Below are 18066 nucleotides of genomic sequence, written 5' to 3' on the forward strand. Positions count from 1 at the left end.
CCCGCCGTCGGCGACGCTGAGGCCAAGGCCGTGCCGCCGAGCCCGAGCAGCTAGCGTGCGCGGACGCGCCGCGCGCTAGCTCAGCGAGCGTGGCTGTTGGGCGTCGCGGGTCAGGCTGGGTGCCAGTTGGTGCGCTTGGCCCAGTCCTCGGCGCGCGGGAGCGCCAGGTCGAACCAGGGTTCCTTGGCGTCGGCGTAGTCCGACGTCGTGGCGTGATCGTTGGCCAGCGCGCGTTTGTGGTGGGCATAGTCGTCGCGCGCGGCCGTGTCGGCGCGCAGCCAGTCGACGAACAGCAGCGCGTAGCGCCAGCCCGCCGAGTCGACCTGTCGAATGTGGATCTGGGTGATGTTGCGCGGGTCGCAGCCGCAGTGCATCCGCTTGCGCCACTGCGAGACCTCGGGCGCGAACGGTTTGGGGGTGTCGTTGGTGATGCCCTCCAGCCGCGGGAACCCGGCGGCGGCGAGCTGTTCGGCCGCCGCGTCGGCGTCGGCCAGGTCGGCGACGGTGATCTGGATGTCGATGACGTCCTTGGCGACCAGCCCGGGAACCGCGGTCGATCCCACGTGGTCGACCCGCAAAGCCTTGTCGCCCATGACGTGCCGCAGCCGAGCGGCGAGACGCTCGAAGCGGGACGGCCACTGGGGACTGTAGTCGGCCATCGTGATGGTCTCGGAGCGCCGGGCGATGCGGCGGTTTCTCTTGTTGTCCTCGAAGGGAACCAGGCGCTCGTGCCACAGCGCGTCGACGGCGGCGTTGAGGTCGTCGACGGTTCCGGCGTTGTCGATGACGACGTCGGCGACCGCGCGTCGCACGTCGTCGGACGCCTGGGCGGCGATGCGGGCCTGGGCTTGCTCGGCGGGCAGCCCGCGAGCCGTCAAGCGCTCCAGCCGCAGCTCGTGGGAGGCTTCCACGACGATGACGAGATCGAAGGTGGGCGCCAGTCCGACCTCGGCCAGCAGCGGCACGTCGTTGACGACGATCGCGTCGTCGGCGGCGGCCTCGGCGAGTTCGACGGACCGTTGCCGCACCAGCGGATGGATGATGGCCTCCAGCCGGGTGCGGGCCTCGGGATCGGCGAACACCCGTTGGGCCAGGGCGGCGCGGTCGAGGGCGCCGGTGGCGTCCAGGATGTCGGCGCCGAAGGTGTCGGCGACCTTGGCCAGGCCCGGGGTTCCGGGGGCGATGACCTCGCGGGCCAGGACGTCGGAGTCGATGAGCACCGCTCCCAGTTCGGTCAGTCGACGGGCCACCGTACTCTTTCCGGCGCCGATACCGCCGGTCAATCCCACACTCAGCACGGGTTGATTCTGGACTGTGGCCGAGGAGCGGCGAAACGGGGCCCGGTCGGTCAGTGAGCCGCGCGCTCGGCGACGAACTCGCGGATGTGGCCCGCCAGCGCCGTGGGCTGGTCCAGCGGGATGAGGGCGTCGGTGTCGTCCACTACCGTCAGCCGGGCGTCGGGCAGCAGTTCGGCCAGCCGTTCGCCGTGCTCGGGCGGCATGACGCGGTCGTTCTTCGCCCACACGACGAGGACGGGGCGGTCGAAGCCGGGCAGGCGGGTGGCGTTGTCCAGCAACAGTTTCCGGTTCGACGCGATCGACCGCAGGGTCCGGGTCGCGTCGCGGGCCACGGCGACGTCGCCGATGACGGGTGTCACCCATCCGGCGGTGACCGCGTCGCCGCGCCGGGTCAGCCAGCCGAACACGAACGGCAGCCGCCGCATCGGTTTGAGCCGCAGCTGCCGCATGAAAAGCCCGAACAGTCGCGGCGGGAGTTTGCCGGTGAGGACGAGCGCCCTGCCGGTCAGTCCGGGCGGCAGGTTGTCGAAGGCCTCGCACGACACCAGGACCGCCCGCGCGACGGACGCGGCGGGTTCGGCCATGAGCAGTTGGACGACCGCGCCTCCGGTGTCGTTGCCGACGAGCGTGACATCGGTGAGGCCGAGCCGATCGACGAACTCCGCGAGCAGCCGCGCGACGCCCGGCAGCGAGAGGTCGGCGCCGTGGGACATCGCGTGCCGGTGAGCACCCAGCGGCAGCACCGGGACCACGCACCGGTATTCGGGGGCGAGCTCGGCGACGACGTCGGTCCACAGCGTCTCGTCCATGAGCAGGCCGTGGACGAGTACGAGGACGGGTTTGGTGCCGCCGGTGTCGAGGTAGTCGATGGTGCCGGCGGACAGATCGATGTTCTTCGTTTTCCACATGGCTCAAGTGAACCACATGGTTCACAAAATGGCTACTCCCCGGCGGCCTCTTCACGTTCGATCGCCCGCACCAGCGCCGCCAGACCGGTCTCGGGGCCCTCCTCGTCGCCGGTGACCCGGCGGTGCATCAGGAAACCCCGCATCGTCGCCAGGATCATCTGGGACACCCCGGTCTTGCGTTCGTCGCTCCATTCCGTGGGGCACAACGACTTGAGCACGGGAATGTACTGTCCGGTGGCCTCGCGGCCCAGATCGGCGTAGCGCACCGGGTCCTGCATCGCCAGCCCCATGGCCTGACTGAGCACGGCCGACTCCGCGCCGATGAGGATCGGCCAGATCTCCGCGACCCGTTCGGCGAGCGTGGGACGTTCGGCGATCGCCGTCAGCGCCGCCTTGTCGATCCGCCGCTGCCGCAACTGCCGCACCGCCTGCGCCAACACGTCCTCGGCGCCGTCGAAGTGGTACAGCAGCACCTTGTGGGTCGTGCCCGCCGCCCTGGCCGCCCGACGCAGCGAGAAGTCGGCCAGCCCGTTGGCGGCGAGGTCGTCGGTCACCAGTTCCAGGAGTTCGTCCCGGCGGGCGTTTCCGCGAGGTGTGCCCGTGGAGCGCCGGTAGCCCGCCTGCGTGTCAGCCATGTGCGGCAAGCTACCGCACCGTGGCCGTCCGGCGGCGGCCGACGGCCGTGCCCGGCTCCGGTCGGAAACGACGAACGGCCCCACCACGATGTGGTGGGGCCGTTGAAAACGTCAGGCTTTAGCTGCCCGCGAGTTTCTCGCGCAGCGCCGCCAGTGCCTCGTCGGTGGCCAGGGTCCCCGAGGGGCCCTGCTCGGCCGGAGCCGACTGAGACTGGGACTGTTGCGGTGCGGGCTTCTTGTCCCCGGCAGGCTTCTTCTCGCCGTCCGCGGACTCACCGGCACCGGCCGGGGCCTCCTTGATGACGCGCTCGGCGATCTGCTTGCCGTGCTCCTCCCAGCGGGCGCGGGCGTCGGCGTACTGCCGCTCCCACTCCTCGCGGGCCGCGTCGTACCCGTCGAGCCACTCGCCGGTCTCGGCGTCGAAGCCCTCGGGGTAGATGTAGTTGCCCTGGTCGTCGTACTGGGCGGCCATGCCGTACAGGGTCGGGTCGAACTGTTCCTCGTTCTCGACGTACGCCTCGCTGGCCTGCTTGAGCGACAGCGAGATGCGGCGACGGTCCAGGTCGATGTCGATGACCTTGACCATGGCGTCGCTGCCGACCTCGACGACCTGCTCGGGCACCTCGACGTGGCGCTCGGCCAGCTCCGAGATGTGCACCAGGCCCTCGATCCCGTCCTCGACGCGCACGAACGCGCCGAACGGAACCAGCTTGGTGACCTTGCCCGGCACGATCTGGCCGATGGCGTGGGTGCGGGCGAACTGGCGCCACGGGTCTTCCTGGGTCGCCTTGAGCGACAGGGAAACCCGCTCGCGGTCCATGTCGACCTCGAGCACCTCGACCTCGACCTCTTTGCCGACCTCGACGACCTCGCCGGGGTGGTCGATGTGCTTCCACGACAGCTCGGACACGTGCACCAGACCGTCGACGCCACCGAGGTCCACGAAGGCCCCGAAGTTGACGATGGACGACACGACACCCTTGCGGACCTGGCCCTTGGCGAGCTTGTTGAGGAACTCGGTGCGGACCTCGGACTGCGTCTGCTCCAGCCAGGAACGGCGGGACAGGACCACGTTGTTGCGGTTCTTGTCCAGCTCGATGATCTTGGCTTCCAGCTCCCGGCCCACGTAGGGCTGCAGGTCGCGGACCCGGCGCATCTCCACGAGGGAGGCCGGGAGGAAGCCGCGCAGGCCGATGTCGAGGATCAGACCACCCTTGACCACCTCGATGACGGAGCCGCGCACCACGCCGTCTTCTTCCTTGATCTTTTCGATCGTGCCCCAGGCGCGCTCGTACTGAGCCCGCTTCTTGGACAGGATGAGGCGGCCTTCCTTGTCCTCCTTCTGAAGGACAAGCGCTTCGACCTGGTCACCGGTCGAAACGACCTCGGCCGGATCGACGTCGTGCTTGATGGACAGCTCGCGAGAGGGGATGACCCCTTCGGTCTTGTACCCGATGTCGAGCAGGACTTCGTCCCGATCGACCTTGACGACGGTTCCTTCGACAATGTCGCCGTCGTTGAAGTATTTGATGGTCTCGTCGATCGCGGCGAGGAGGGCTTCCTCGCTACCCAGATCGTCGACTACGACCTTGTCGCCGCTCTCGGCGGCGGTGCTCGACTTGGCGTCGATGCTGCTCGTCATGTGGGCTGGTGCTTTCGGTTACAGGTGGTCACTCGTGCCTTGAGTGCGGGGCCATCTCCCTGGTCCGTGCCGGGGAATGTAGACCTGCTCCATGCCGAGGCCACTGGCACCCACAATCGCTGATCCAGACTACCGTGTCGTCTGGTACCCGCCCCGGCGCACCCTTGCGGGTGGTGGAGATCATGCGTACGCACCGCGACGACCGCCTGGGACCGCCGTCGAAGGCCCCGTGACCGACCGGGGCCATGTCGCGACGGTTACCGGTAGCCGATGCTTCAGTGAACAGTCGCCGCGAGGCTCGAAACCGGGGCGAAAGCGACGGTAGCGTGAGAAACGGTTCACCCCACACCAAGTTCAGGACGAGCGGACGCGTCCCGACCACGAGGTGTCCACTATGGTTTCACGTAGCTCCGTCACCGGGAGATCCCCCGCCACCGGCGGTCACCACATCGGCGAGATCGAGGGGCTGCGCGGCATCGCGATCGTGCTGATCGTGATTTACCACGTGTGGTTCAACCGGGTCTCCGGTGGTGTCGACGTCTTCTTCCTGCTGTCGGGATTCCTCATCACGCTGTCGTTGTGGCGCGGCGCCGAACGCGACGGCCGGGTCCGGCCGCTGGCCTTCTACGTCCGGATCGTCCGGCGCATCGTGCCACCGGCGTTCTTCGTGCTGGTGACCGTGGTGGCAGCGGCCGTCGTGCTGCTGCCGCAGGTGCGGTGGCGGGAGACCTTCACCGATGTGGTCGCCTCGGCGTTGTATCTACAGAACTGGCATCTGGCCGAGAACGCGGTCGATTACCTGGCCTCGCAGAACGCGGCCAGTCCGGTGCGGCAGTACTGGTCGCTGGCGGTGCAGATGCAGTTCTATCTGCTGTGGCCGCTGCTGGTGGCGTTCGCGTTGTTCCTGGCGTCGCGGTTGCGGTTGCGAGCCCGGTGGGTGCTGACGCCGATCCTCGCGGCGGTGTTCGCCGCGTCGTTGGCGTACTCGATCCATTTCACCGCAACGGATCCGACCTACACGTACTTCGACACCTCAGCGCGGCTGTGGGAGTTCGCGCTCGGCGGGCTGGCGGCGGTGCTGCTGCCGTTGGTGCGGGTGCCAGCGGCGGTGGGGTTCGTGCTGGGATGGCCGAGCCTGGCGGCGTTGGCCGCGTGCGGGATGGTGTTCACTCGGGGCGACGAGTTCCCCGGTTGGGCTTCGCTGGTGCCGACGGTGGCGGCCGCGACGTTGGTGCTCACCGCCGGGAGCACCCGGCGGTTCGGGGTGGACCGGTTGCTGCGCACCGCCGCGATGCAGTGGCTGGGCGGGTTGTCGTACGCGATCTTCCTGTGGCACTGGCCGGTGCTGGTGTTCTATCTGGCCCACACCGGAACGGACGCGCCCGGGCTGACGGGCGGTCTGCTGGTGCTGGGGATATCGCTGCCGTTGGCGCTGGGATCCAAGTGGCTGCTGGAGGACGGTTTGCGTCGCTCGCGGATCGGACAGCGTACGACGGTCGGCGGGCTGGCGCTGGGGGCGGGGTGTCTGGTGCTGGTCCTGGTGGCGCTGACGGCGTGGGCGGGGCTGATGCGGCCACGGCAGCAGCCGAGTGACAGCGCCGATGTGGACAGTTACCCGGGGGCGGCGCACCTCGTCAAGGGCGGGCCGTTGGCCGAGCAGCCGTTCATCCCCGACCTGGTGACGGTCAAGGACGACTGGCTGCCCGAGCTCAGCCCCGACTGCTACCAGGACCACGAGGGGACCAAGGCGGTGTCGTGCCGGTTCGGGCCGGAGACCGCGGAGCGCACCATCGCGTTGGTCGGGGGCTCGCATTCGTGGCAGTGGCTGCCCGCGCTGCGCGAGCTGGCCGAGCCGCACGAGTGGAACATCGTGACGCTGACGAAGGTGGGGTGCCGGTTCACCACGGAACCGCAGTTCATGGACGGGGAGGCGTACACCAGCTGCGATCATTGGAACGTCGACGCGATGGCGGAGCTGGAGCGACTGCGGCCCGACGCCGTGGTGACCACGTCGACGGCGACGGCCCGAAACGAGGAGTACACACCGGACGGTTACCTGGAGCGGTGGCGCGAGCTGGACGAGTGGGGCATCGACGTGATCGGGGTGCGGGACACGCCGTTCCCGGGCTTCCATGTGCCCGAGTGCGTGGAGCGGTACGGGCGCGACGCGCCGGAGTGCACGAGGGCGGCGGGCGAGTTCGACTACGACAAGCCAGCGGCGGTCGAGTCGCGTCCCGATGTGCCCGGCAACGTGTCGTTCGTCGACCTGAGCCGGTACTTCTGTGCCGGGGGCGAGTGCCGGCCGGTGATCGGGAACGTGCTGGTGTACCGCGACGACTCGCATCTGACGGCGACCTACGCGCGCACGGTGGCGCCGTATCTGAGCGAAGCGTTGCGAGCAACCCCGCCGCTGACCGACTGACGTCGCCGGGCTCAGTGCGCGGCGGTGTCCCAGTCGCCGCCGGTGCCGACCGAGACTTCCAGCGGCACCATCAGCTCGGCGGCCGAGGCCATCTCGGCGCGCACCAGTTTCTCGACCTCGGGCGCTTCGCCGGGGGCGATCTCGAGCACGAGTTCGTCGTGGACCTGGAGCAGCACCCGCGACTTCACCTTCGCCGCGACCAGTGCGCGGTGGACGTTGAGCATCGCGATCTTCATGATGTCGGCCGCGCTGCCCTGGATCGGGGCGTTGAGGGCGGCGCGTTCGGCCATGTCGCGGCGCTGTCGGTTGTCGCTGTTGAGGTCCGGCAGATAGCGGCGGCGGCCGAACATGGTCTCGGTGTAGCCCGCCTTGCGAGCCTCCTCGACCACCGTGCGCAGGTAGTCCCGCACGCCGCCGAAGCGGGTGAAGTACTCCTCCATCAGGCCCCGGGCCTCTTCGGGCGTGATGCCCAGCTGCTGCGACAGCCCGTAGGCCGACAGCCCGTAGGCCAGACCGTAGGACATCGCCTTGATGCGGCGCCGCTGCTCGGCGTCCACCGAGCCGGGCTCCACGTTGAACACCCGGGCCGCGACGGTGGTGTGCAGGTCCTCGCCGGACTTGAACGCCTCGATCAGGCCCTCGTCGCCGGACAGGTGCGCCATGATGCGCATCTCGATCTGCGAGTAGTCGCAGGTCATCAGGGTCTCGAAGCCCTCGGTGACGATGAAGCCCTGCCGGATCCGGCGACCCGCGTCGGTGCGCACCGGGATGTTCTGCAGGTTCGGGTCTTTTGAGGACAGACGACCGGTGGCCGCGACGTTCTGCTGGTAGGTGGTGTGGATGCGACCGTCCTCGGCGACCTCGGCCAGCAGGCCCGACACGGTCTGCTTGAGCTTCTCGCGGTCGCGGTGCCGCAGGATCGCCTCCAGCACCGGGTGCTGGGTGGTCGCGTACAGCCCGGCCAGCGAGTCGGCGTCGGTGGTGTAGCCGGTCTTGGTGCGCTTGGTCTTGGGCATGCCGAGCTTGTCGAACAGGATCTCCTGCAACTGCTTGGGCGAGCGCAGGTTGAAGGTCTGGTCGACGGCGGCGTGCGCGGCGGCCACGGCCTCGGCCGCCTCGGCGGCGAAGGTGGACTCCAGGCCGGTGAGGTGGGCGACGTCGGCGGTGATGCCGATGGCCTCCATCTCGGTCAGCACCGTCATGACCGGCAGTTCCATGTCGGCCAGCAGACCGGCGGCGTTGTGGCTGGCCAGTTCGCCGTCCAGCACCTCGGCCAGGTCGCGGGTGGCGGCGGCCAGCGCGGCCAGGTTCGCGGCGGCCTCGTTCTCGCCGTCGGTCTCCAGGCCATCCAGTGTGGGCTGCGCGGCGGCGGTGCGGGGGTTCAGTTCCCGGCCCAGGTAGCGGGTGGCCAGCGCCTCCAGCGAGTCCGACTTCAGGTCGGGACGCACCAGGTAGGCGGCCAGCGCCGTGTCACTGGTGACGCCGTCGAGGTTCCAGCCGTGGCTGCGGCAGGCCAGGCCGAAGCGTTTGGCGTCGTGCACGGCCTTGGTGGCCGTGGGGTCGGCCAGCCACGCGGCCAGGGCGTTCTCGTCGGCTTCGTCCAGTGCGGACGGATCGAGCCAGGCGTGGTGTCCGTCGGAGGCCAGGGCCAGGCCCGACAGTCGTCCGGCGCCGTGCTTGAACTCGCCGGTCGCGGCGACGCCGATGCGGCCGGTTCCGGCGCGCGCCGACAGCCAGGCGGCCAGCTGCCCGGGTTCCAGGACCGCGAGATCAGCCTCGGCGACCTCGGTGGCGCCCACCGGTTCGGGGTCCTCGCCGATGCGTTTGTCGGCCAGCTGGGAGGCCAGCCGGTCGCGCAACGAGGCGAACTCCAGCACCGAGAAGATCTCCGAGGTGGCCTCGGCGTCCCAGCCGCTCCAGGCCAAGCCCTCGGGTCGGGAGGCCAGTTCCAGGTCGGTGACGAGCTTGTTGAGCCGGGCGTTGCGCATGACGTCGGACAGGTGGTCGCGCAGCGACTGACCGGCCTTGCCCTTGATGGCGTCGGCGGCGGCGATGACGCCGTCCAGGCCCTCGTAGGTGGTGATCCACTTGGCGGCGGTCTTGGGGCCGACGCCGGGAACGCCGGGGAGGTTGTCGCTCTTCTCCCCCACCAGCGCGGCCAGGTCACGGTAGCGCTGCGGCGAGACCCCGTACTTGGCCTCGACGGCCTCGGGGGTCATGCGGGCCAGTTCGGAGACGCCCTTGACGGGGTACAGGACGGTGGTGTCACCGGTGACCAGCTGGAACGAGTCGCGGTCGCCGGAACAGATGAGGGTCTCGTAGCCCTCGGCACCGGCCTGGTGCGACAGGGTGGCGAGGATGTCGTCGGCCTCGTAGTTGTCCAATGTGATCCATTGGATGCCCAGGGCGTCGAGGATCTGCTGGATCAGCGGCACCTGGCCCTTGAACTCCTCGGGCGTGGTGGCGCGGCCGTCCTTGTACTCGGGGTACTCCTCGGTGCGGAACGACTTGCGGGACACGTCGAAGGCCACCGCGACGTGGGTGGGGGCCTCGTCCCGCAGGACGTTGATGAGCATCGATGTGAACCCGTAGGCCGCGTTGGTGTGCTGGCCGGTGGAGGTGGAGAAGTTCTCGGCGGGCAGCGCGAAGAACGCGCGAAACGCCATCGAATGGCCGTCGATCAGCAGCAGACGCGGTCGAGTAGTCACCCGCAAGACAATAGCGGCCACCACCGACATGATCGGTGGTGGCCGCCGGGCATTTTTTCAGGCCACGCCCAGATAAGCGTCTCGGATGGAGTTGTCGGCCAGCAGTTCGGCGCCGGTGCCGGTGCGGGTGATGTCCCCGGTCTCCAGCACGTAGGCGCGGTCGGCGCGCGTCAGCGCCTGCTTGGCGTTCTGCTCCACCACCAGCACCGTGGTTCCCTGTTCCCGGATCTCGGTGATGATCTCGAAGATCTGCTGAATCAGCATCGGGGCCAGACCCATGGACGGTTCGTCCAGCAGCAGCAGCTTCGGACGGGACATCAGCGCCCGGCCCATCGCCAGCATCTGCTGTTCACCACCGGACATGGTGCCCGCGGCCTGGGTGAAGCGCTCCTTCAGCCGCGGGAACAGGTGCAGCACCCGGTCCAGGTCGGTGGCGATGGCCGCCTTGTCCTTGCGGGTGAAGGCGCCCAGCATCAGGTTCTCGCGCACCGTCATGCCCGGGAACACGCCCCGGCCCTCCGGGGACTGGCTGATGCCCAGCCCCACCCGGTGGTGGGCCTTGACCTTGGTGATGTCCTTGCCCTGGAACCGGATGGTGCCGTGCGCGGCCCGCAGGCCCGAGATCGCCTTCATCGTGGTGGTCTTACCGGCACCGTTGGTGCCGATCAGCGCCACGATCTCACCCTCGCCGACGGTCAGGCTGATGTCGTGCAGAGCCTTGATCCGGCCGTAGTAGACCGACAGGTCACGGATCTCAAGAATCGCCGTCATCGGAACCTCCCTGGTCGTCGCGGTCGGGCATCAGGTCGGCGTCCACGTCGTCCTCGTCGGGTTCACCGAGGTAGGCCGCGATCACCTTCGGGTTCTCGCGGACCTCGGCGGGCGGGGCGTCGGCGATCTTCTGCCCGAACTCCAGCACCACGATGCGTTCGGCGATGCCCATGACCAGCCGCATGTCGTGCTCGATGAGCAGGATCGTGTGGCCCAGGTCGCGGATGCGGCGGATGAGTTCCCGCAGCTCCTCCTTCTCGGCCGGGTTGAATCCGGCCGCGGGTTCGTCGAGGCACAGCAGCTTCGGCTTGGTGGCCAGTGCCCGGGCGATCTCCAGTCGTCGCTGGTACCCGTAGGACAGGTTGCGCGCCACCTCACCGGCCAGGTGCTTCATGCCGACGAAGTCCAGCAGCCGCAACGCCTCGGCTCGGCCCTCGCGTTCCTCGCGCCGGTGCCTCGGCAGGCCGAACAGCGCGCCCACGACGCTGGTCTTGTGGTGCACGTCGGCACCGACCAGGACGTTCTCCATCGCCGTCATCTCCGGGAACAACCGGATCGACTGGAAGGTACGCGCGATGCCCAGCTTCGTGATGTGGTGCGGTTTGCGGCCCGGCAGCTTGGTCCCGTCGAACACGACGGTGCCCGCCGTGGGCCGGTACAGACCGGTCATCACGTTGAAGCAGGTGGTCTTGCCGGCGCCGTTGGGTCCGATGAGCGCCAGGATCTCGCCCTTGCGGACCTCGAAGCTGACCTGGTTGAGCGCGGTCAGACCACCGAACTTCAGCGTCACGTTGTCGACGCTCAACAGCGGCGGGCCGGTCTGGTCCACGTACGGCGCGGCCGTTTCGGAGACAAGGTTGTCAGCCACTGACCTTCACCTCCTTTGCCTCGGCCTTCGCATCAGCCAGTTCCGCGGAACGCCGCGAGGACGGCAGGATGCCCTGCGGACGGAAGATCATCACGACAACGAGCGCGACACCGAACAGCACCTCACGCCAGTCGGCCACGAACCGCAGCCGCTCCGGCAGGTAGGCCACCACGATCGCGCCCAGGATGACACCGGCGGTGTTGCCCTGTCCGCCCAGCACCACCATCGCCACGAACAGGATGGAGGTCTGCAACGGGAAGCTGTCGGAGTTGATGACACCTTCCTTGCTGGCGTACAGCACCCCGGACAGTCCGCCGACTGCGGCGCCGATGGCGAAGGCCCAGATCTTGAACTTGAACGCCGGGACACCCATGATGCCCGCCGCGTCCTCGTCCTCGCGCACCGCCAGCCACGCCCGGCCGACCCGGCTGTTCTCCAGCCGCGCCACACCGAAGATGCAGATGACCACGATGGTCAGACACAGCCAGTACATCGGACGGCTGTCCAGCACGTTCTCGAACAGCGAGCCCGGCGGCTTGGGGATGTTCTGGATGCCCTGCTGACCGTTGGTCACGTCGGTGTTGACCGCGACGATCCGGATGATCTCACCGAATCCCATGGTCACGATGGCCAGATAGTCGCCGCGCAACCGCAGCGTCGGGATACCCAGGATCACGCCCGAGACCATCGCCAGCGCGATGCCGATCGGCACCAGCGCCAGCCACGGGTAGGCCGTGGCCACCTCGGAGGTCGGCGAACCGAAGATCGCCACCGTGTAGGCGCCGACCGCGAAGAACCCGATGTATCCCAGGTCCAGCAGTCCGGCCATGCCGATGACCACGTTCAGGCCGACGGCCACCAGCACCCAGATCGATGTCAGCACCAGAGCGTCGTCGAAGGCGGTACCGCCGGAGACGGCGTCGGTGGACAGGTAGTTGATCGGGAATACGTAGTACTCGTTGAGGATCGGCAGCGAATAGAACAGCACCAGTACCGCGACGATCGCCGCGGCCCGCCAGTACCACGACAGCGACCGCCACCGGCGGCCCATCGCGGCCAGCGCGCCCACACGTCGATTGTCGACACTGCGCATGCGGTCCAACATGTTCATGCCTTCGACCTCCCAAGCGATTCACCCAAAAGACCCGTGGGACGGAACATCAGCACCACCACGAGCACCGTGAACGCCACAACGTCGAGCCACGCGTTTCCGAACACCGCGCCCGACCAGTTCTCAATCAAACCCAGCGCGAAGCCACCCACCAGGGCGCCCCGCAGGTTACCGATACCGCCCATGACGGCCGCGGTGAACGCCTTGACGCCCAACAGGAAGCCCAGGCTGTGCTTGATGCTGCTGTACCGAAGATCCCACATGACCGCCGCGACACCCGCGGCCAGACCACCCAGGATGAACGTCAGCGCGAAGATCCGGTTCTTGTTGATGCCCATCAACGCCGCGGTGTCGGGATCCTGGGCCACCGCCCGGATTCCGGCACCCGGCCGGGTCCTGTTGACGAACATGTCCAGGGCCACCAGCAGGCCGAAGGCCATCACGATGATCCCGATGTCCAGATCAGACACCCGCAACCGGCCAAGGGCGCCACTGTCCCAGTCGATCAGGATGGTCTGTTTGAAGACCTCCGGGACACCGACGTCGTCGCGGCTGGTCAGCACACCCATGCCCTCGTTGAGGGCCAGTGAGACACCGATGGCGGTAATGAGGAACACCAGCCGCGGTGCCTTCTTGCGTCGCAACGGGCGATAGGCGATGTATTCGAGCGCCAGCGCCGTACCACCCGAAGCCGCCATCGCCGCTGCCAAACCGACGATGGCCAACAGGATGAAGCCGCCCAGTGAGGGCGTCGGGCCCTCGTTCACACCCAGGACGGTCCAGATTCCGACGGCCGCGAACGCTCCGAGCATGAATACCTCGGAGTGTGCGAAGTTGATCAATTTGAGCACACCGTACACAAGGGTGTACCCCAGGGCGATCAGGGCGTAGATGCCGCCGATCACCAATCCATCCATAGTGGTGCCCAAGAAATGGGACACCAGATAGGGGAAGTCCACGTAAATTGCTCTCTGATCGGAGTCGAGGGCACGAACAACACATGCAACGCGTCAGTTCGTGCCCTCGACTACAACGGTCTACGGCTCTACTTGAGCTCGATCTCCTGGTCAGCGACGATCTTGCCGTCCTCGACCTTGTAGGCCCAGACAACGTCGACGGCGATGTTGCCGTCCTTGTCGAACTTGATGTGCTTGCTGGCGCCAGCCTTGTCGTACTTGTTGACGAAGTCCAGCATGCTCTTGGTGTCCTTCACGCCATCCTTGATGCCGTCGAGGAACACGTTGGCCGCGTCGAAGGCCTCGGCACCGTAGGTACCCGGGGCCTCACCGATGCGCTTCTCGAACTCCTTGGCGAAGTCGCCTTCGGCCTTCTCACCGGGGATGCACGGGCAGGTGATGATGGCACCCTCGGAAGCGTCCTTGGCCGCCTCGATGAAGTTCTCGTCCTTGACACCGTCGGGACCGATGAACTGGGCCTCGACTCCGGCCTTCTTCATCTGGTTCAGGAACGGACCACCCTCGGGGTAGTAGCCACTGTAGAACACCGCGTCGGCCTTGGAGTCCTTCAGCTTGTTGATGACCGGAGCGAACTCCTTCTGGTCGGTCTTGACCTGCTCCTCGCCCGCGAGCTTGTCGCCCAGGGCGTCCTTCAGGGTCTTGGCCAGGCCCTCACCGTAGGCGGTCTGGTCGTCGATCACGAAGACCTTCTTGGCCTTGAGGACGTCGTTGATGTACGACGCCACGGCCGGACCCTGCACCGCGTCGTTGCCGATGGTGCGGTGGAAGACCTTCCAGCCCTTCTCGGCCAGCTCCGGAGCCGTGGCCGAACCCGAGATGATCGGCATTCCGGCCTCTTCGAAGATCGGGTTCGCGGCGGTCGACTCACCGGAGAAGCCCGGCCCGACGACGCCCAGGATCTTCTTGTCCTTGGCGATCTTCTTCGCCACACCGGGCGCGTCCTTCTCGGTGCCCTTGGAGTCGAACTCCTCGAAGCACACCTGCGCGTCCTTGTTCTTCTCGTTGTAGATCTCGACAGCGACCTTCGCACCGTCACGCATGACCTCACCAAGCCCCGCGTTCGGTCCGGTCAACGCACCCATCGACGCGATCGCGTACTCACAATCGCCCGACGCACTGTCATTCGGATTACCACACGCCGCCATGGCACCGACTACCGTCGCCATCGCCGCGGCGGACGCCAACACCCGCCAAACTCTCCGATTCACGGTCATAGCCTTCTCACCTCACGCAGGGAACCCCCACCGACATCGGCAGGGTCACAGGTGAAACCACTCACCCGCTGAGGCGAGAAGTTATCCCAATCTCACACCAACCGAAAGGGGACACGACCAAATCGGAATGCATCGTTACCGTATTGAGGCATTGCCTGCGAATCCATGAATATTCACTCAGCCGAACAGACCTATTCGGCGGATAACTCGTCAGACTCCGACGGCTGCGACTCCTCGATGATCCGCATCGCCACATCCCGCATCGACAACCGGTGATCCATCGCCGCGCGCTGAATCCACCGGAACGCGTCCGGCTCGGCCATCCCATAGCGCGTCATCAACAGACCCTTGGCCCGGTCCACGAGCTTGCGGATCTCCAGCCGCTCCGTCAGCGACTCGACCTCGGCCTCCAGTGCCGTCAGTTCCGCGAACCGTGCCAGCGACAACTCGATGGCCGGAACCAGATCCGACTTCTGGAAGGGTTTGACCAGATACGCCATCGCCCCGGCGCTGTTGGCCCGCGCGATCAGGTCCCGCTGGCTGAAGGCCGTCAGGATCACCACCGGCGCGATCCGGGCCGCCACGATCCGCTCCGCCGCCTGCAGACCGTCCATGATCGGCATCTGGATATCGCAGATCACCAGGTCGGGGCGCTTCTCCTCGGCCAGCTTGACCGCGGTCTCTCCGTCGGCGGCCTCACCGACCACCTCGAATCCCTCCTCGGCGAGCATCTCGGCGAGGTCGAGCCGGATCAGGCCCTCGTCCTCGGCGATCAGCACCCGCCGCGGCGCGGCCTCAGCGTCCGTTCCGGTCATGCTGCGCAGCACCCTTCCCAATACGTGTGACGGCAGCGCGCCGGAGGAACCGCACCGACACGCGCGAGCGAGTCCACAGCGTATCCGGTTGGCGGGGTCACGGGGCGGGCAGTTCTGGACGTTGAGACGCGATATCGCGTTGCGACGCGGGCAGGGGGTGCGTACCGTCCGGTATGGGCATCGGTAAGATGTCGCACCGGGCTTGAAGATGCCTGGCAGACCCGGGGTCACCGGTTCCCAGGCCATCCGATATGTCCGATTAGCGCCGGAATGGTGGAATTGGCAGACACGATACACTCAAAATGTATTGTCCGAAAGGGCGTGCGGGTTCAAGTCCCGCTTCCGGCACCGCAGTGGCGAAGCCACGAAACATCCGCGATATCACTTTTGCGATAACTCGTCCGACATTATGGAGAATCTGTCGGACGTGGCGTGCGGTGCGTGTCCATCATGGACTTTTGAGCCGGTTTGAAGACGTTAATGGCGCCGAGCCGAGGCTCGGCGCCATTGTCACGTCATCGCCTGCGCCGCTTACTTCTTCGCGGCACCGATGAAGGCGAACAGCATTCCCACGAGGGCGAGGAATCCGGCGACGGCCGCGCCGTAGTATCCGGCGCCCAGTTGCCCGAGGCCCTTGGCCAGGGACTGGGCCGAGTCGGCACCGGTGAGCATCCAGATCGGGGGGAAGGAGATGGCGATGGCGGCCAGCAGTCCGAAGATGCCGACGGTGATGTTGACGCCCTTGCTCCCGGCCAGTCCGATGAGGCCGAAGATGATGGCCAGACCGGCGCCGCCGAGGATCGCGTAGAACCAGTACTGCGGGTTGCTCAGGGCGCTGACGCCTTCGACCTGACCGAACTGGTCGGCGAAGTACTTGAGGCTGGACTTGCCTTGGCCTAGGGCGGGCACCCAGGAGATGAAGGGCGACACCGCGGCGAGGATCCCGGCCAGCAGGAGGATGATGCCGCCGGCGCGGGACTTGCGCGGGGGCGAGGGGGGCAGGAAGGACGGTGGGGGGCTGTTGAAGCTCATGGTGTCTCCGTTGGTTCGCGGCCGGCGCGTCGTGGGCGGCGGTGCGGTCGGGGTCGTTTGTTTGCGGCTTACATCCTGGCAGTGCGGTGGGGGTTCGGCAAGGTGTGGTCGGCGGGCGCGGCACGAAATGGGGGCTTCAGCCGCCCAGGGCGCGACGCAGCGCGTCGGCGATGTCGCGGTGGGTGGCGCCCGCAATGGTGCCGGCGAGATGGGCGTCGGGGCGGGTGAGCCAGATTTCGTCGGGTCCGATGTCGAGGGTGCGGGCGAGTTCGGGGGCGCGGGTCAGGTCGATGACCCGGGTGGGCGCGTCGGTGAGGGCGTGGAATCGGGGGTGGGGGCCGTGGGCGATGAGGGTGAAGTGGCCGCGCAGGTGCCGGCGTAGTGGGGTGCCGTCGGGCAGGTTGGTGTCGGGACAGATGGTACCCGGCGCCGGTGGCGGGGTGTGGCCTTTGGGCGGGCGGTGGGTGAAGGCCCGGTGGGAGGCGGGGGTGGTGAGCGGGGATGCGGTGTACCAGAAGGGTTCGGCGAACCGGCCCGAGTCGATGGCGGCGGCCAGCGTTGGGTCGGCGGCGGCTTTGTCGAGTGTGGTCTGACGGTACTGGAGCTGGGCGGGGGTGCCCGGCGCCAGGAAGGCCATGGTGGTGTCGACGATGTGCTGGTTCTCAAGCGCGGCGGCGTGGCGTTCGGTGTGGTAGCTGGCCAGCAGGGCCTCGGGGGCCCAGCCGTTGGCGTGGGCGGCGATCTTCCAGGCGGCGTTCTCGGCGTCGGCGACCCCGGAGTTGAGGCCGCGGGCGCCGAAGGGCGCGAACAGGTGGGCGGCGTCGCCGACGAGGAAGACGCGTCCGGTGTGGAGTGCGGTGGCGACGCGGGAGTGGAAGCGGTAGACGGTGTTCCAGCTGATGCGGTAGCCCGTGTCGCCGATGACGGCGCGGATGCGGGTGTCGAGGTCGTCGGCGGCGATGTCGAAACTGGACGGTACCTGCCAGTCGATGCGGAAGGTGTCGTTGGGGCAGGGGTGGATGAGGATCTGGCGGCCGGGGTTGGCGGCGGGGTCGAAGTGGAAGTGGCGTTCGTGTCGGCGGCCGGGCAGGTCGGCGGTGATGTCGCAGATGAGGAAGCGGTCGGGGTGGGTGCTGCCGGGGAAGTCGATGCCGAGGCTGTCGCGCAGCCGGTGCTGGGCGCCGGTGCACACCAGGGCGTAGCCGCCCGCGATCCGGGTGCCGTCGGCGAGGTGAATGTGGACGGTTTCGGGGTCGGGCTGGGTGATGGCGGTGACCTCGTGTGCCCAGCGCCGGGTGATGCGCGGATCGGCGTCGATGAGCGCGTCGAGGACGGCCTCGGTGTGGGACTGCGAGATGTTGACGAACGGCGGGGTGCCGGTGGTGGGCGCGAAGCTCCAGGAGTGGATCTCGCGGTCGCGGTAGAAGGTGCGGGCGGTGGTCCAGGTGAGACCGTCGCGGGTGATGGCCCCGGCTCCCAGCCGGGCCCAGATGTCGAGGACGTCGCGTTGCTGGCAGATGGACTTGGATCCCACCGCCTCGCGGTGCGGGGCCTGGTCGAGCAGCGTCACCGCAAGACCCCAGTGCGCCAGCAGCAGCGCGCAGGTCTGGCCGACGGGTCCGGCACCGATGACGACGCAGGTGGCGCTCATGACGGGGGCTGTCG

General features: G+C 67.7%; 14 protein-coding genes and 1 tRNA gene. 2 read left to right on the forward strand and 13 right to left on the reverse strand.

Translation table 11 applies throughout. The features are described 5' to 3' along the window. Positions 1-110 precede the first annotated feature (110 nt). From coaE to rpsA, 4 genes are all read right to left on the reverse strand, one after another. Positions 111-1298 (reverse strand): dephospho-CoA kinase, encoded by a 1188-nt coding sequence (gene coaE / locus SNAS_RS18560; protein ID WP_013018992.1) that lies wholly within the window; start codon positions 1296-1298, stop codon positions 111-113. Positions 1299-1348: 50 nt separating this feature from the next. Continuing rightward, positions 1349-2206: an alpha/beta fold hydrolase gene (locus SNAS_RS18565; protein ID WP_013018993.1), complete on the reverse strand. Its 858-nt coding sequence runs from the start codon at positions 2204-2206 to the stop codon at positions 1349-1351. A gap of 32 nt (positions 2207-2238) precedes the next feature. Beyond that, positions 2239-2841, reverse strand: coding sequence for a TetR/AcrR family transcriptional regulator (locus tag SNAS_RS18570; RefSeq protein WP_013018994.1), 603 nt, complete (start codon positions 2839-2841; stop codon positions 2239-2241). Between the two features lie 118 nt (positions 2842-2959). Then, positions 2960-4483, reverse strand: a complete 1524-nt coding sequence (gene rpsA / locus SNAS_RS18575) for a 30S ribosomal protein S1 (protein WP_013018995.1) — start codon at positions 4481-4483, stop codon at positions 2960-2962. 394 nt (positions 4484-4877) lie between these two features. Between rpsA and SNAS_RS18580 the strand changes: the two genes are divergently transcribed. Continuing rightward, positions 4878-6905, forward strand: coding sequence for an acyltransferase family protein (locus tag SNAS_RS18580; protein WP_013018996.1), 2028 nt, complete (start codon positions 4878-4880; stop codon positions 6903-6905). Between the two features lie 11 nt (positions 6906-6916). Here SNAS_RS18580 and polA read toward each other — a convergent pair whose 3' ends face one another. The 7 genes from polA to SNAS_RS18615 all read right to left on the reverse strand — a co-directional run bounded on the left by polA (position 6917) and on the right by SNAS_RS18615 (position 15369). Beyond that, a complete protein-coding gene (gene polA / locus SNAS_RS18585) occupies positions 6917-9643 on the reverse strand; it encodes a DNA polymerase I (RefSeq protein ID WP_013018997.1) in 2727 nt (908 codons plus the stop codon). A gap of 27 nt (positions 9644-9670) precedes the next feature. Next, the gene (locus SNAS_RS18590; protein WP_013018998.1) at positions 9671-10384 is read right to left on the reverse strand and encodes an ABC transporter ATP-binding protein; all 714 of its coding nucleotides are present in this window, start codon (positions 10382-10384) and stop codon (positions 9671-9673) included. Further along, on the reverse strand, positions 10368-11252 hold the full coding sequence (locus tag SNAS_RS18595; protein ID WP_013018999.1) for an ABC transporter ATP-binding protein: 885 nt from the start codon (positions 11250-11252) through the stop codon (positions 10368-10370). The genes SNAS_RS18590 and SNAS_RS18595 overlap by 17 nt, the downstream gene beginning before the upstream one ends. Further along, positions 11245-12357, reverse strand: coding sequence for a branched-chain amino acid ABC transporter permease (locus tag SNAS_RS18600; RefSeq protein WP_041626505.1), 1113 nt, complete (start codon positions 12355-12357; stop codon positions 11245-11247). Before SNAS_RS18600 ends, SNAS_RS18595 begins: the two co-directional genes overlap by 8 nt. A 2-nt stretch (positions 12358-12359) precedes the next feature. Beyond that, on the reverse strand, positions 12360-13322 hold the full coding sequence (locus SNAS_RS18605; protein ID WP_013019001.1) for a branched-chain amino acid ABC transporter permease: 963 nt from the start codon (positions 13320-13322) through the stop codon (positions 12360-12362). An 86-nt stretch (positions 13323-13408) separates the two neighbouring features. Further along, positions 13409-14554, reverse strand: a complete 1146-nt coding sequence (locus SNAS_RS18610) for a branched-chain amino acid ABC transporter substrate-binding protein (RefSeq protein ID WP_013019002.1) — start codon at positions 14552-14554, stop codon at positions 13409-13411. Between the two features lie 191 nt (positions 14555-14745). Continuing rightward, positions 14746-15369, reverse strand: coding sequence for an ANTAR domain-containing response regulator (locus SNAS_RS18615; protein WP_013019003.1), 624 nt, complete (start codon positions 15367-15369; stop codon positions 14746-14748). A 264-nt stretch (positions 15370-15633) separates the two neighbouring features. Between SNAS_RS18615 and SNAS_RS18620 the strand changes: the two genes are divergently transcribed. Further along, positions 15634-15717 (forward strand) — tRNA-Leu (locus SNAS_RS18620). A gap of 183 nt (positions 15718-15900) precedes the next feature. Here SNAS_RS18620 and SNAS_RS18625 read toward each other — a convergent pair. Next, positions 15901-16401 (reverse strand): hypothetical protein, encoded by a 501-nt coding sequence (locus SNAS_RS18625; protein WP_013019004.1) that lies wholly within the window; start codon positions 16399-16401, stop codon positions 15901-15903. A 136-nt stretch (positions 16402-16537) separates the two neighbouring features. Continuing rightward, on the reverse strand, positions 16538-18052 hold the full coding sequence (locus tag SNAS_RS18630; RefSeq protein WP_013019005.1) for an FAD-dependent monooxygenase: 1515 nt from the start codon (positions 18050-18052) through the stop codon (positions 16538-16540). Between the last annotated feature and the right edge of the window lie 14 nt (positions 18053-18066).

The organism is Stackebrandtia nassauensis DSM 44728 (assembly GCF_000024545.1).
Lineage (GTDB): Bacteria > Actinomycetota > Actinomycetes > Mycobacteriales > Micromonosporaceae > Stackebrandtia > Stackebrandtia nassauensis.